Origin of the sequence: Pseudodesulfovibrio sp. lm2024 (genome assembly GCF_051175575.1) — a bacterium.
Taxonomy (GTDB): domain Bacteria; phylum Desulfobacterota; class Desulfovibrionia; order Desulfovibrionales; family Desulfovibrionaceae; genus Pseudodesulfovibrio; species Pseudodesulfovibrio caledoniensis.
Genome location: NZ_CP195092.1, coordinates 1,682,575 through 1,697,500, shown reverse-complemented (window position 1 = coordinate 1,697,500; position 14,926 = coordinate 1,682,575). Strand labels below are relative to the sequence as shown.

General features: G+C 65.7%; 10 protein-coding genes (1 of these 10 cut by a window edge). 8 read left to right on the top strand and 2 right to left on the bottom strand.

Annotation, left to right across the window (positions count from 1 at the left end):
• On the top strand, positions 1–650 hold the 3' portion of the coding sequence (locus ACR42D_RS07775; protein WP_484566260.1) for an AraC family transcriptional regulator. It extends 247 nt beyond the left edge of the window; 650 of the gene's 897 nt are visible here — the last part of the coding sequence; the start codon falls outside the window, past its left edge; the stop codon is at positions 648–650.
• Positions 651–699: 49 nt separating this feature from the next.
• On the opposite strand, the gene asnS is transcribed toward ACR42D_RS07775, so the two are convergent.
• Positions 700–2,067 carry an asparagine--tRNA ligase gene (asnS, locus tag ACR42D_RS07770; protein ID WP_484566259.1) on the bottom strand — a complete coding sequence of 456 codons (1,368 nt, stop codon included), beginning with the start codon at positions 2,065–2,067 and terminating at the stop codon, positions 700–702.
• Positions 2,068–2,220: 153 nt separating this feature from the next.
• On the opposite strand from asnS, the gene ftsY reads away from it, so the two are divergent.
• The 3 genes from ftsY to ACR42D_RS07755 all read left to right on the top strand — a co-directional run bounded on the left by ftsY (position 2,221) and on the right by ACR42D_RS07755 (position 5,997).
• The gene (gene ftsY / locus ACR42D_RS07765) at positions 2,221–3,615 is read left to right on the top strand and encodes a signal recognition particle-docking protein FtsY (protein ID WP_484566258.1); all 1,395 of its coding nucleotides are present in this window, start codon (positions 2,221–2,223) and stop codon (positions 3,613–3,615) included.
• A 27-nt stretch (positions 3,616–3,642) separates the two neighbouring features.
• Positions 3,643–5,103: a 30S ribosomal protein S1 gene (locus ACR42D_RS07760; RefSeq protein WP_484566257.1), complete on the top strand. Its 1,461-nt coding sequence runs from the start codon at positions 3,643–3,645 to the stop codon at positions 5,101–5,103.
• Between the two features lie 120 nt (positions 5,104–5,223).
• Positions 5,224–5,997: a substrate-binding periplasmic protein gene (locus ACR42D_RS07755; RefSeq protein ID WP_484566256.1), complete on the top strand. Its 774-nt coding sequence runs from the start codon at positions 5,224–5,226 to the stop codon at positions 5,995–5,997.
• A gap of 22 nt (positions 5,998–6,019) precedes the next feature.
• On the opposite strand, the gene ACR42D_RS07750 is transcribed toward ACR42D_RS07755, so the two are convergent.
• The gene (locus tag ACR42D_RS07750; protein WP_484566255.1) at positions 6,020–6,847 is read right to left on the bottom strand and encodes a pseudouridine synthase; all 828 of its coding nucleotides are present in this window, start codon (positions 6,845–6,847) and stop codon (positions 6,020–6,022) included.
• 155 nt (positions 6,848–7,002) lie between these two features.
• Between ACR42D_RS07750 and ACR42D_RS07745 the strand changes: the two genes are divergently transcribed.
• The 4 genes from ACR42D_RS07745 to ACR42D_RS07730 are packed head-to-tail and all read left to right on the top strand — an operon-like array spanning position 7,003 to position 14,921.
• On the top strand, positions 7,003–7,953 hold the full coding sequence (locus ACR42D_RS07745; protein WP_484566254.1) for an ornithine cyclodeaminase family protein: 951 nt from the start codon (positions 7,003–7,005) through the stop codon (positions 7,951–7,953).
• Positions 7,954–7,955: 2 nt separating this feature from the next.
• Entirely contained in the window at positions 7,956–8,840 is an 885-nt protein-coding gene (locus ACR42D_RS07740; protein ID WP_484566253.1) for a DMT family transporter, read from the top strand.
• 3 nt (positions 8,841–8,843) lie between these two features.
• Positions 8,844–11,993 carry a UvrD-helicase domain-containing protein gene (locus ACR42D_RS07735; RefSeq protein ID WP_484566252.1) on the top strand — a complete coding sequence of 1,050 codons (3,150 nt, stop codon included), beginning with the start codon at positions 8,844–8,846 and terminating at the stop codon, positions 11,991–11,993.
• Positions 11,994–14,921: a PD-(D/E)XK nuclease family protein gene (locus tag ACR42D_RS07730; protein WP_484566251.1), complete on the top strand. Its 2,928-nt coding sequence runs from the start codon at positions 11,994–11,996 to the stop codon at positions 14,919–14,921.
• Positions 14,922–14,926: the final 5 nt, after the last annotated feature.

The following is a 14,926-nucleotide window of genomic DNA, read 5'->3' as shown; positions in this document are numbered from 1 at the left end:
CATTCGACGCGGGCTACGAGACCGTGGAGTCCTTCAGCCGGGCATTCAAGAAGATGTTCGGATGCCCGCCCTCCAAGTACCGGGAGCGACACTGGCAAACGATGCAGGACAGATTTCCGGGCCTGATCCATTACCGCCCGGACGAACTGCGCACGACATTTACCCTGAACAACCGAAAGGAGACGAACATGGAAGTGAGAATGGAGACCGTGCCCCCCATGCGGGTGGCGTTCATCCGCAAGACGGGGCCGTACAACCAGTGCGAGGATGCCTGGATGAGGCTCTGCGCCTGGGCCGGTCCGAAAGGATTGCTCCACGCGGACGCTCGTTTTCTCGGGGTGGGCCATGACGACCCCCAGGTCACGCCGCCGGACAAGATCCGCTACGACGCCTGCGTCACCGTGGACGAAACCGTGGAGGGCGAAGGCGAAGTCGGCATCCAGACTGTTGGCGGCGGACGCTATGCCGTGACCACGCACAAAGGGCCATATGAGAATCAGGAATCCACCTATGCCGAACTCATGGGCGGCTGGCTGCCGCTCAGCGGCGAACGGCTGGGAGACAACCTCTGCTTCGAACTCTACCTCAACGACCCGCGGTCGACGCCGCCAGAAGAACTGCTGACCGACATATACATATCCATAGCATAACAAGAGGCCCGGCGGAGAACCGCCGGGCCTCGCTTCTTGTACGGGCCGATTAGAAGTCCAGGCTCTTGGGCGTCCTGGGGAACGGGATGACGTCGCGGATGTTGTGCACGCCCGTGACCAGCATGAGCATGCGCTCGAAGCCCATGCCGAACCCGGCGTGGGGAGCGGTGCCGTAGCGCCGGGAGTCGAGGAACCACCAGTACTCTTCCTTGTCCAAGCCCATTTCGTCCATGCGCGCCGTGAGCACGTCCAGACGCTCCTCGCGCTGGCTGCCGCCGATGATCTCGCCGATGCGCGGCACCAGGCAGTCCATGGCGGCCACGGTCTTGTCATCGTCATTCATTCGCATGTAGAACGGCTTGATGGTCTTGGGATAATCGTAGACGTAGACCGGCTTCTTGAACTTCTCCTCGCACAGGAACCGCTCGTGCTCGGTCTGCAGATCGATGCCCCACTCCACCGGGTACTCGAACTGCTTCTTGGTCTTCTTCAATATGTTGATGGCCTCGGTGTAGGGCAGCCGCTCGAACGGCTCCTTGAGGATGGTCTCGAGCGTGGGCATGAGGGACTTGTCCACCCACTGGGCGAACAGCTCCACGTCCTCGGCGCAGTTGTCGAGCATGTACCCGACCAGGTACTTGATCATCTCCTCGCCCAGATCCATGTCGTCGGCCAGGTCCGCGAAGCAGATCTCCGGCTCGATCATCCAGAACTCGGCGGCGTGGCGCGGGGTGTTGGAGTTCTCGGCCCGGAAGGTGGGGCCGAAGGTGTAGCAGTCGCCCAGCGACAGGGCGAACATCTCCACCGAGAGCTGGCCGGACACGGTCAGGTTGGACGGCTTGCCGAAGAAGTCGTTTTCCACCGGCTCCTTGCTCCCGACCGGGAGGGAGGTCACGCGGAACATCTCGCCCGCGCCCTCGCAGTCGCTGCCGGTGATGATCGGGGTATGGATGTAGAAGAACCCCTTGTCCGCGAAGAACTTGTGCACGGCCTGGGCCAGGCGCGAACGCATGCGGAACATGGCTCCATACTTGTTGGTCCGGGGGCGCAGGTGAGCGATGGAGCGCAGGAACTCGTCCGAATGGCGCTTCTTCTGCAGGGGAAAGGTCTCCTGGTCGGCCTCGCCGATGACCTCAAGCGCCTTGCCGCGCACCTCCCACTTCTGGCCCTTGCCCGGAGACTCCACCAGTTCGCCGGAAACGGCCACGGACGCGCCGGTGCCGATGCGGTCCAAGGCGGCCTCGATCTCCGGGGTATGGTCCACGATGACCTGGATGGAGCCCAGGCAGGAACCGTCGTTCAGGGCCAGGAAGGAAAAACCCTTGTTGTCGCGCTTGGAGCGGACCCAACCCATGATGCGGATGTCCTCCACCGGGGCCTGTGCGTTCAGCGCGTCGATTATCTTGGTTCGTTTCATGAATTCGTCCTCTGGGTGAATTTTTTTCTCGCTCTTAGCCGCTTGGACGCATAATGGCAATACGCGCGGGACAACATCATCTATTGCCACCTACTCCGAGGTAGGCTATTAACTACGCCCGAACTGACAACGTTATCAATATAAGAGGCCCTGATGGGATTTTTTAGCAAACTGAAAAAGGCCTGGGCAAGCCCGGAAGATGCGGCGCAGCAGGCCCTGGACGAATACAAGCGGGAAAAAGGGCTGAATCTCGACGAACCGGCCAAGGCCGAGCCCGCACCCGAACCTGCGCCCCAGGCCGCACCGGCCCCCGAGGCGCCCGCAAGCGACGTGGCCGCGCCCACTCCCTCCGAGGGCTGGCAGGCCGGGCTGACCCTGGCCCTGCGCCAGGCCGAACCCAAGCTCTCCCAATGGCTGAACATCATCGTCAAAGGCGTGGACCGCAAGGGCCAGGACCTGTGGGACCGTCTGGCCTTTCTGTTCAAGGCCCTGGGCGCGCCCGACGCAGAGGCCGGCGAGTTCATCGCCAAATTCGAGGCATGGCTGGACGACATGGGCTACGACGCCGTGGCCGACTTCAAGTCCGAACTGCAGTACCGGCTGGCCCTGGCCCTGGACCTGGAGGACGAGGAGGACGAGCGCGACCGGCTGTTCCTCAAGCTCTCCGAAGGCATTTCCAAGACCCGCGAGCAGATCACCAAGCGCATCGACGGCCTGCTCTCCGCCCACTCCTCCCTGGACGACGACTTCTGGGAGGAATTCGAGGAGATTCTGATCATGGCCGACGTGGGCATGGAGGCCGCAAACCAGCTCATGGACAACCTGAAGGCCCGCGCCCGCAAGGCCGGGACCGACAACCCCGATGATTTCAAGGATATCCTGCGCGAGGAACTGGAGGACATCTTCAAGGTTCCCAAGCGCATCGAGGCCGTAAACCCGCCCGAAGTGCTGATGATGGTCGGCGTCAACGGCGTAGGCAAGACCACGACCATAGCCAAGCTGGCCTATCGCGCCCAGCTGCAGGGCCGCAAGGTGCTCATCGCCGCGGGCGACACCTTCCGGGCCGCGGCCATCGACCAGCTGCGCGTCTGGGCCGACCGCCTGGGCACCGGCTTCTTCGCCAAGGACGAAGGGGCCGACCCGGCCGCCGTGGCCTACGAGGCCATGGACATGGCCGTAAGCGAGGGGTACGACCTGCTGCTCCTGGACACCGCCGGGCGGCTGCACACCAAGGCCAACCTCATGGAGGAGCTGACCAAGATCAAGCGCGTGGTGGGCAAGAAGCACGAAGGCGCGCCCCACCGCAACATCCTGGTCATCGACGCCACCACCGGCCAGAACGCCCTGAGCCAGACCAAATTGTTCAACCAGGCCGTGGGCGTGGATGAGATCATCCTGACCAAGCTGGACGGTACGGCCAAAGGCGGCGTAGTGGTCGCCGTGACCCTGCAGAACAAACTGCCGATCACCTTTGTGGGGCTCGGCGAGAAGATGGAAGACCTCCGTCCCTTCGACGGCAAGGACTTCGCCAAGGCCCTGCTGACTTAAACCTTTTATCCAAACGGTAGAGACGACGTGTCCGAAGAATTCAAAGAGCGTAATGGCGTGGAAGAAGGCGAAGAGTCCTTCGCCGAACTGTTCGAACAGTACAGCGAAGGCGGCGGTGACGATTTGTCCGTCGGCGACAAGGTCACCGGCACCGTCATCCAGGTGGGTGAAACCACGGTCTTCGTGGACACCGGCACCAAGCTGGACGGCATTGTCGAGCGCGAGGAACTGCTGGACGAGGACGGCAACTGCACCGTGGCCGAAGGCGACAAGGTGGAGCTGTACGTGGTCGGCAAGGACTCCGGCGGCATCAAGCTGTCCCGCGCCATCTCCGGCATCGGCGGACTGGCCATGCTCGAGGAGGCCAAGGCGGGCGGATTGCCCGTGGAGGGCAAGGTGGAGTCCACCTGCAAGGGCGGCTTCAACGTGTCCATCCTGCAGCGCCGGGCGTTTTGCCCCGTGAGCCAGATCGACGCCCGCTTCGTGGAGAACACCGAGGAGTACGTGGGCCAGACCTACGAATTCCTGATCACCAAGCTGGAGAGCCGGGGCCGCAACATCGTGGTCTCCCGCCGCGCCCTGCTGGAACGCGAGGCCGCCGAGTCCGCCCAGTCCTTCGTCAGCGAGACCAAGGTGGGCGACGAGGTCGAAGGCACCATCACCCGGCTGGCCGCCTTCGGCGCGTTCGTCGAGATCATGCCCGGCCTGGAAGGGCTGGTGCACATCTCCCAGCTCGGCTACGGCCGCGTGGGCCATCCCGAGGAAGCCGTCTCCGTGGGCCAGAAGGTCCGGGCCAAGATCACCCGGCTGGAGCACGACGACAAGGGCCGCCTGAAGATTTCCCTGTCCATGAAGGAACTGGCCCAGGACCCCTGGGACACCCTGTCCGCCACCTTCGCGCCCGGCGACATCGTCACCGGCAAGGTCGTCCGTCTGGCCGAATTCGGGGCCTTCGTGGAGATCGCTCCGGGTGTGGACGGATTGGTCCATGTCTCCGAGATGAGCTACACCAAGCGTGTGAACAAGCCCTCGGAAATGGTTGCGGAAGGCGACTCGGTCCCGGTCAAGATCAAGTCCATCGACCCGGACAAACGGCGCATCAGCCTGTCCATGAAGGACGCCGAGGGCGACCCGTGGTCCGGCGTGGCCGACCGCTACCAGGCGGGCCAGAAGGTCGAGGGCGTGGTCGAGAAGCAGGAGCAGTTCGGCATCTTCATCCAGCTGGAGCCGGGCATCACCGGCCTGCTGCCCAAGTCCGTCATCGCCCGCTCCGAGAAGCCCGCCGCCTTCGAGAAGCTGCACGCCGGGGACACCGTCGAGGTGGTCATCGGCGAGGTCAAGGCCGGGGAGCGCAAAATATCCCTGACCACCGGCGACGCCCGCGAGGACGGCGACTGGAAGGACTTCGCGCCCAAGCGCAAGGCCGAGACCGGCTCCATGGGACTGCTCGGCGCCAAGCTCCAGGAAGCCTTCGACAAGAAGAAATAACGCGGCCCGGCCGCGAGACGAAGAGACCCGGCCTCCATACGGAGGCCGGGTCTCTTTCTTTTATCCGTTTCTTTTTTGCGATTTTTTGGTATAGACTGTCCGCAGTCCGAGGATTACCCCATGAGATGCCTATTCAACCTTATCCTGTTCGCCCTGCTCTTCCCTGTCCAGGCGTATGCGCAAGACGTCAACGTGGCCACGTCCACGTACTGCCCCCTGGCCTGTGATCCGGCCGAAGCCCCACATGACGGCATCATGCACGAGGTCCTGCGTCGGACCTTCGACAATACCGAATACCGCCTGATCTTTCATGAAATACCCTATGTCCGGGCCGTCCGCGACACGCTGGACGGCCAATACGACGCCATCTCCTACGCGGGCACCGTCCACGCCGAGGACTTCGTCTTCGTGCGCAACCTGGACATGATCAACGTGGTCCAGTTCGCCACCCGCGCGGACAGCACCTGGCAATACCGGGGAGTCGGTTCCCTGGACGGAATTCGCTTCTCCATCCCCAAGGGATTCAGGACCGGCAACGGCGAGGTGGACGAGTATCTGGACCGCTACGAACGTGATCCGTCCAGGATCAGGCTGACCTCCTGCGACAACCCGACCATGGCCCAGTGCTCCAATCTCCAGTGCATGCTCAACGACCGCATCGACGCCATGCTCGTGGGCTCGCTGGCCTTCCGCTACATCACGCGGCAGGAGGGCGTGGCGGATCAAGTCCGGGTCGACCCCGAACCGGTGGCCATGTTCTACAACCGCATCGCCTTTTCGCCCCGCTGCCCCGATGGCGAGTTGCTGCGCGACATGATCGAGCGCAAGGTCAGGGAGATGCGGGCCTCGGGTGAACTGAAGAAGATCTTCGACCATTACGGCATAGGCCCCTGAGGCGGACCGATACCGACGGGAATCAGAACAGCGGAACGGCCTCGGCCTGGAAGCCGGGCATCTCGATGCGCTGGTGCTGAAGCATCAGGCCGCGCGGGCTCTCGCCCTCGCCGTACAGGGGATCGCCGATGATGGGATGACCGATGGAAGCCAGGTGCACCCTGATCTGGTGGCGCGCGCCCTTCATGATCAGGCAGCGCACCAGGGAGGCGCCAGCCTCGTTGTCGTGGGACAGGGCCGTGACCCCGGTCCAACGACGGGAATCCGGGTCCGGTTCGGCCAGCACGCGGGTCGTCTTGCGGTCGTCCGTGTCGAGCCGGCTACGAACGGACACGATGCCGTCGAGCCGCCCCCGCACGCGTGCCAGGTAGAATTTCTTGATGGCCCCGTCGGCCTCGTGGCGCAGGTACGTTTCACGCGCCTCGGGGGTCAGGGCCACCAGCAGCAACCCGGAGGTAAGGAAGTCCAACCGATTGAGCAGCACGGGTTCGCAGCCCGGGAAGAGCTGTGACAGGACGCTCTCGGCGCTGGGTTCGTCCTTGCCCGATATGGCCGCCGAATGCACGCCGCCGGGCTTGTTCACCGCGGCGAATCCGCCCTCCAACTTGACGATTCTCAGGCCCAGTTCATCCGCTGTCGTCATAGCGCGCACTTCCCCTATTTCCACCATTTGTCCGAATCGGACCTTGTAGCCAGGCCTCCTGGCCCGGCCATCCACCAGCACTTGCCCCTCGTCGCACAGCCGACGCCGCAGACGCAGCCCGGACCCGGGCATGACCGCCTCGAGGGCCCGGTCCAGGCGGCTGCCGTCGCCGGAAGCGTCGATACTGAACTTCCCCTCGAAAAACATGCGTCGACCATACGCGCAACCACCTTCCCCGGCAAGGGTTTCCGGTTGCGCTGACAGGAAAATTGAAGCATCCTTGCGCGAAGTTTCAACTCAACGGATTGCGGCGCAAAGGAAGCGGAATGGGTTCGGAAGTTCGTATACTGTCGGCTGGAGACATGGACCGCCTCGGAATATCCATGGCCGAGGTCATGGACGCGGTGGAGACCGGTTTCGCGGCCCTGGGCAAGGGGCTGGGCAGCATGCCCGCCAAGATCGGGGTCCACCCGCGCGAGGACAGTTTCATCCACGCCATGCCCTGCCACCTCGGCGGCCACATCGATCGCGCCGGGGTCAAGTGCATCGCGGGCTACCCGGCCAACCCGGCCAAGGGACTGCCCTACATTTCCGGGGTCATGATCGTGAACGATCCCGAGACCGGCCTGCCCCTGGCCATCATGGACGCGGCCCGGCTCACGGCCTGGCGCACGGGCGCGGCGTCGGGCGTCTACGCCCGCCATTTCGGCGATCCCGAGACCGCCCGCCTGACCATCGTGGGCACCGGGGTCCAGGGCCGGACCAACCTCCTGGCCATGAAGGAAGTCTTCCCCAAACTGAACGAGGTCCGCTGCTGCGGCCTTCGCGCCCCCTCGGTCCAGCGGTTCATCGACGAGATGGCCCCGCAGCTTCCCGACGCGGTCTTTTCCCTGCACACCGACATCGAGACCGCCGTGCGCGGCACCGACGTGCTGATCACCTGCACGCCCATGGTCGAGGAGCCGGACCGGCCCGTACGCCGTGAGTGGCTCGGGGACGACTGCCTGGTCATCGCCGTGGACTACGACGCCTGCGTGAACGAGGACGTCTTCGACGGGGCGCACTTCACCTGCGACCACCGCGAGCAGTATGCAAGGACCCAGGAGGCGGGCACCTATTTCCAAAACGGCTATCCCCTGCCCGAAGCCATCGACGCGGACCTGTGCGAGGTCTGCGCGGGCGACAGGCGCGGCCTGCGCGAGGGACGCCGGGGAGCCGTGCTCATGGGCATCGCCGCCCACGACGTCATGGCTTCGGCCCTGGTCTATGAACGCGCCGCCAAGACCGGCGCCGGCACCGTGGTCGAGCTGTAGCCATGGCCGGGGTCCTTTTTGTCCTCGCCGCCGCCTTCATGTGGGGCGTCATCGGCGTATTCACCAAGTTCGTTCTGGCGGAAGGCGTGAGCGCCCTGGAAATCGCCTTCTGGCGGGCCATGTTCGGCTGGATGTTTTTCCTGGTCCACGCCGCCGTGGCCGGGCAGCTTCGTGCCCACCGCTCGGACATGCCCGCCCTGCTCGGCTTCGGGGTCATCTGCGTGACCCTTTTCTACGGGGCGTACCAGATCGCCATCCGCGACGTGGGCATGGCCATGGCCGCCGTGCTGCTGTACACGGCCCCGGCCTGGGTGGCCCTGCTCTCCCGGCTGGTCCTCAGGGAGGAGATGACCCTGGTCAAGGCGGTCTGCGTGGTCATGACCATCCTGGGCGTGGCCTGCATCAGCCTCGGACCCAAGCTGATGAGCGGTTCGACCATCGACCTGAACCTCTTCGGCCTGGCCGCCGGGCTGCTCTCCGGCTTCACCTACGCTCTCTACTACATCTTCGGAAAAAAGTTCCTGTACCGCTATCCCACGCCGACCATCTTCGTCTACGCCCTGCCCTTCGGCGCGCTCCTGCTTCTGCCGTTCATCGACTTCGTGCACAAGTCGCCCCAGGCGTGGCTGCTCATGATCGGCATGGCCCTGGTCACCTCCTACGGCGCGTTCTCGGTCTATTACGCGGGCCTCAAGCGCATGGACGCCACCCACGCCTCGGTCATCGCCACCTTCGAGCCGCTGGTGGCCGCCGTCCTGGCCTACGGGCTGTTCGGTGAGAAGTTCTCGCTGCTCGGCTACGCCGGCTCGTCGCTGATCATCGCCGCCGTGCTCATGGTCGTGCTGTCCGGCTCGCGCAACCGCAAGACCGTGCAGAGCGAGGCCTAGGGGATGTCCGAACTGAGACAGGTCAAGGCCTCGGCGGGCTCGGGCAAGACGTACCAGCTGACCCGACGCTTCCTGGCCCTGCTGGACGCGGCGGACGAGCGGGACACGCCGTTCGTCTGCACCAACCGGCCGGGCCGGGGGTTCACCTGGCCCGAGATCATGGCCGTGACCTTCACCAACAAGGCCGCCGCCGAGATGAAGGAGCGCGTGGTCGGCGGGCTCAAGGCGAGCGCGCTCGGCATCGAGGAAAACCCGGCCTGTACCCCGGAGACCGCCCGGACCACCGTGGGCGCGATCCTGCGCCGCTACCACAGGCTGAACATCCGGACCATCGACTCCCTGCTGGTCCTTCTGCTCCGGCTCTTCGCCCTGGAATTCGGCGTGCGCCCGGACTTCGAGATCGTCTTTGACGAGCGCGAGCTGTTCGACGCGGTCTTCGACCTCTTCCTGGCCCTGTGCGAAACGGACGAGGACGCCGCAGGGCTTTTGGACAGCGCGGTGGGCACCCTCATTCGCCAGGAGGGGCGCAACGGCTTCTGGGTCCAGGACACGGTCCGCGACCGATTACGCGAGCTGACCGGCTGCGTCGAAACCCGCGCGGGCGATTTGCTGACCGATCAGCAGGCCATCGTCGAACTGCTCAGCGGCGAATACGCGTCTTTCAGGCAATCCGTTGAGGCCATGACCGCCCACGCCGAGGAGACCGGCCTGCCCCTGAACAAATATTTCCGCGATTTTTTGACCAACTGCCTGGACATGGAGCTGTTCGATCCGGTCCCGGACTCGGCCTCCATCAAGAAGGGCACCGTGGCGGACTGCGTCCTGGCCAAGGGCAAGGGGCTGGTGGACGATCGCACCGAGTCCTTCTATGCCCGCCTGCAATCCAGGTGGGCCGAGTACCGCCAGAGCCGCGCCATCCTGGCCGGAGCCTATTTCCTGGCCCCGGCCATCGACATCGCCCTGCGCCTGGAGAACGGACTGGAGGAGTTGCAGCGCAGGCAGGGCATGGTCCTGAACAGCGGCGTGGCCGGGCACGTCATCGACCTTCTGGCCGAAGGCGGGGCCGTGTCCGAGGCCTACTGCCGGTTGGGCTGCCGATTGCACCACCTGCTGGTGGACGAGTTCCAGGACACCAACCGCGACCAGTGGCGGGCCATTACCCCGCTGGCCGGCGAGTGCCTGGGCAAGGGCGGCAGCCTGTTCTTCGTGGGCGACGTCAAGCAGGCCATCTACGGCTGGCGCGGCGGGGACTCCGCCCTGTTCGACGAGGTCATGGCCCAGCCCGAGATCGCGGGTCTGGTGGAGCGCCCAGAGGCCGAGAACCTGCCGGACAACTGGCGCAGCCACCGCAACGTGGTCGAGTTCAACAACACCTTTTTCGCCAACCTGGAGGACCCGGACCAGGCGGCCGACCTGGCCGAGCGCGTCCTGCCCGACGCGGACGGCCCCTTCCGTGCCGAGTTCGCCGACCAACTCAGGCAGAGTTTCCGCGACTGCGCCCAATCCCTGCCGGACAAGCACCGGGACACCGGCGGCTACGTGCGCATGGAGCGGATCGAGGGCGGCGGCTCGGGCGAGATCGAGGAGCAGACCCTGGAGCGGCTCGACGCGCTCATGGACGACCTGACCGCCCGGCGCAACTACCGGGACATCGGCATCCTGGTCCGCTCCCACACCCACGCCACCCTGGTCTGCGACCTGCTGGTGCGCAAGAACATCCCGGTCATCACCGAGAACTCCCTGCAGCTGGACCGCCACCCCGTGGTCCGGCAGTTGGCCGGATTCCTCGGCTTTCTGGATTTCCCGCGCGACGATGCGGCCTTCCTGGCCTTCATCGGCGGGCACGAACTCTTCCTGGCCGAGTCCGGCCTGGACGAGGCCGATCTGCTGGACTGGCTCATCAAGCCCCGCAAGCGGCCGTTGGGCGTGCAGTTCCGGGAGGATTTCCCCGAGCCGTGGCAACGTCTCATCGAGCCCTTCTACAACCAGTCCGGATTGATGACGCCCTACGACCTGACCATGGAGGGTGTGCGCGTCTTCCGGGTCCTGGAGCGGCACCCCGAGGCCGAACTGTACGTGCGCCGCTTCCTGGAGGTCATCCACCTGGCCGAAGAGAACGGCTACGGCTCCCTGTCCGCCTTCCTGGAATACTGGGAAGAGAAGTCGGACCAGGAAAAGGTCCCCCTGCCCGAGAACATCGACGCCGTGCGCATCATGACCATCCACAAGGCCAAGGGGCTGGAATTTCCGGTGACCATCGTGCCCTTCCACCACTGGAAGACCGACACGGACCGCAACTTCGTGGTCCATGAATTCAAGAGACACAGCCTGCTCGTGCCCATGAAGAAGGAGTTGGGCCGCCCCTACCAGGAGAGCCTGGGCCGGGCCGTGCGCGAACAGCTCAACCTGCTCTACGTGGCCTGGACCCGGGCGCGGGAGGAGCTGTACGGCTTCTTCCCCGAGAAGACACGGGCCTCCAACCCGGTGGTTCTCAAGGCCATGGACCAGTTCCTGGAACTGGACGACGACGGCGTGTTCGAACTGGGAGACACCCCGGCGGGGACGCACCCGTCCGCGCAGGCCGCCCGGCCCGAGCCGGTCGCTCTGGCCCCGTCCGCAGGCAAAGCGGACCTCATGGGCTGGCTGCCCAGACTGCGGGTCTACCGCCACAACCTGGACGACTATTTCTTCAACGAGCGCATGCGCGGCGAAGTGGCCCACCGGGTCATGGAGCACATGGCGGTCTCGGACGACAATGCCGCCGACATCGACCGGGCCATGGCCCTGGCGGTCCAGGACTTCCCGGAACTGGGCGCATTGGCCGACGCGGACCGGGATAGGCTCGACCAGGACCTGCGCGCCATGGCCGCATGGGCGCTCAGCGACAACCGGCTGCGCAACTGGCTGGCCCACGGAGTGCGCGAGCCCGAGGTTCTGGCCCCGGGCGGCGAGTTCAAACGGTTCGACCTGCTGGTCACCGGCGAACAGGCCGTGATCGTGGACTTCAAGACCGGCCGACCCGATCCGCACAACGAAATCCAGGTCCGCGAGTACATGGACATCCTCGCGGCCATGGGCGGATACGGCGCGCCGCGCGGCTTCCTGGTCTATCTGGACCTGCGCGAGATCCGCGAAGTCGGGAGGGACGCCTAGATGAATCCCATCCTCCTCGTCCCCTGGCAGACCGATTTCATGCCCGTGCTGGCCAACATGGTCGCCGAGTCGGACAATCCGGGCAGACTGACCATACTTTTCCCGCACAACCGTCCGCGCCGCCACCTGAAAGGGCTGCTCGCCGCGCACCCGGACATGAAGCGGCCCGCCTTCATGCCCGAGATGACCTCCATCGCGGACTTCGTCTCCGGCCAGCACCGCCGCCTCTCGCCCGTCCCGCCCGTCAAGGCCAACCCACTCGACCTGGTGGAGATGCTGCATACCGTCGTCACGGACCTGCGCGGGCGCAAGGGCAGCCTGCTCTCCCGCCTGCCCGAACTCGACCGCGAGGCGTTCCTGCCGTGGGGCATGCTGTTGACCCGGCTCATGGACGACCTCCTGCGCCAGGATCTGGAGCCCCTGGACCTGGAGTACATGGAGGGAGAGGTCTCGGCCTACGCCGCCGGGCTCCTGGAGCAGCTGCGCGCCATCCACCACGAATACCTGGCCCGGCTCGAAGCCAGGGGATGGACCACGCCCGGCCTGTCCGCCCGCTTCGTCCTCGATCACCTGGACGAGGTGGCCGACGCATTGGACGGCCGTACCGTGCTGGCCGCCGGGTTCTACGCCCTGAGCGGGACCGAGGACCGGCTCTTCCGCGCCCTGTGGGAGCGGGATATCCTGACCCCGGTGCTGCATTCGGACCCGGCCCTGGCCGAGGGCGGCCGCGCCCACTGGGCCACGGCCGAACACACGGCCTGGCTCTCCCGCTGGGGGGTGCGCCCGGAGATACCGCTGGGCCTGGACACCACGCCGCACGCCCCGGATATCCGCTTCTGCGAAGGCTACGACCGCCACTCGCAGCTGGCCGGGCTGTCCGAGGACATGCGCGAGCTCAAGGAGCGCGACACCCTGGAGCGCACCGCCGTGGTCCTGCCCGACGAGGGCGCGCTGTTGCCCGTGCTGCATATGCTCCCCAAGGTGGACCCGGATCTGGAGCCGAACATTTCCATGGGCTATCCGCTGGCCCGCACCTCCCTGGCCCGGCTCATCGAGACCCTGCTGGTCCTGCGCGAAAACCGCGCGCCCGACGGGCGCTATTACTGGAAGGACGTGATCGCCCTGATCCGCCATCCCTACCTGCGCCTGCTCGGTCCCGAGGACAAGCCGCTTCGCACCGTGTTCCACCTGTGGGAGGCGATCATCCGCCGGGGCGAGAAGTTCATCGACCCCATGGCGTTCGAACCGGAATGGGACGGCGACGCGCTCAAGGACGTGGACCGGACCGTGGCCGAACCGCTGCTCGCGGAAATCCTGGACCGCTGCCTGACCGCGTTCCAGGCCGTGAACACCCTGGCCGAGGTGGGCGGGGCCCTCGCCGGGCTGGCCGGGATGCTCCACGCGCGCGGCGAACGGCTGTGGCACACCTATCTCATGGACGCCGAGTGTCTGTTCCGGCTGACCAACTCGGTCATCCCCCAGCTCAAGAGCGCCGAGACCTGTTTCGAGCCCCTGGGCCAGTCCACCCTGCACTCGTTCCTGCGCCGATTGCTCGACCAGGAGCGCGTCTCCTTCGAACCCGACCCCCTGACCGGGCTGCAGGTCCTGGGCGTGCTCGAAACCCGGCTGCTCCACTTCGACAAACTCTTTGTGCTCGACGCCGTGGAGGAGCGGCTGCCCGGCACCAACCCGTTCGACCCGCTGCTGCCCGACCCGCTGCGCAAGCTCCTGGGCCTGCCCGACGCCCGCGAGCGGGACAACGTCTCGGGCTACAACTTCTACCGCCTGCTCATGGGCGCGAAAGAGGCGGTCATCTACTACCAGAACGGCGTCCAGCCCGGCCTGCTCGACGGCAAGTCCGTGCGCAGCCGGTTCGTGGAGCAACTTTTGTGGGAGCGAGAACTGGCTTCGGGCAAACTCATCGCGCCCGAGGACGGCGTGATCCGCACCGTGACCTTCCCGGCCAGCTCCCTGCCCGCCGGACCGCCTTCGGTCCCGGCCACCGAGGCCGTGCGCACGGCCCTGGCCGAGTTCCTGACCGCCAAGGGGCTGTCGCCGTCCGGCCTGGACACCTACATGAACTGCCCCAAGCGGTTCTTCTACCAATACCTTTCGGGCGTGCGCCCGGTGGACGCCGTGGACGAGGACGGAGACCGCAGCGAATTCGGCTCCCTGGTCCACGACGTGCTCAAGGAGTTCCTCCTGCCCCATGTGGGGACCGGCGAAGACCTTGCCGCCCTGGACCCGGCCCCGCTGCTCTCGGCCTTCAGCGAGACCTTCCGCGCCGGACCGCTCTACGCCCGGCTGCCGCTGGACACGCGCACGGCTCTGATGGAGGCCGGGCGCTACCGGCTGGAGCGGTTCGTGGCCGCGCAGCAGCCCGCCACCCTGCTCGGCCTGGAGCACCCTCTTGAGACCACGCTGGCCGTAGACGATCTGGTCATTCCGTTCAAGGGGCGCATCGACCGCGTGGAGCGGCGCGAACAGGGCGTGGTCATCCTGGACTACAAGACCGGCGGCGCGCTTTTGCCCAAGGCACGCTTCTGGGGGGACATGGAGCTTTTGGACCGCATGGCCGGTTTCCTGGAAGGCGACGTGGACCCGGACCTGCTCACACACCTGGCCGAGTCCGTTCGTTCGGTCCAGCTCCCGGCCTACCTACATCTCTACGCCCGTGCCGACGGCGAATCCCCGGTCAACGCGGGGCTGGTCAAGCTGGGCGAAAACGGCAGGGAGCAGCTGCTTTTCCCGGCCAAGTGGACCGAGGCGGAAGTGGACGAGGCAGTGGACGAGATCGCCCCGCTCCTGGTACGGACACTGGTCAGGCACATGCTCACGGCCTCCCGGTTCGATCCCCGGCCCGGAGACCGCTGCAAGTGGTGCGATTTCACCAAACCGTGCGGGCAGACCCCGCCCAAGGACCAATAGGAATT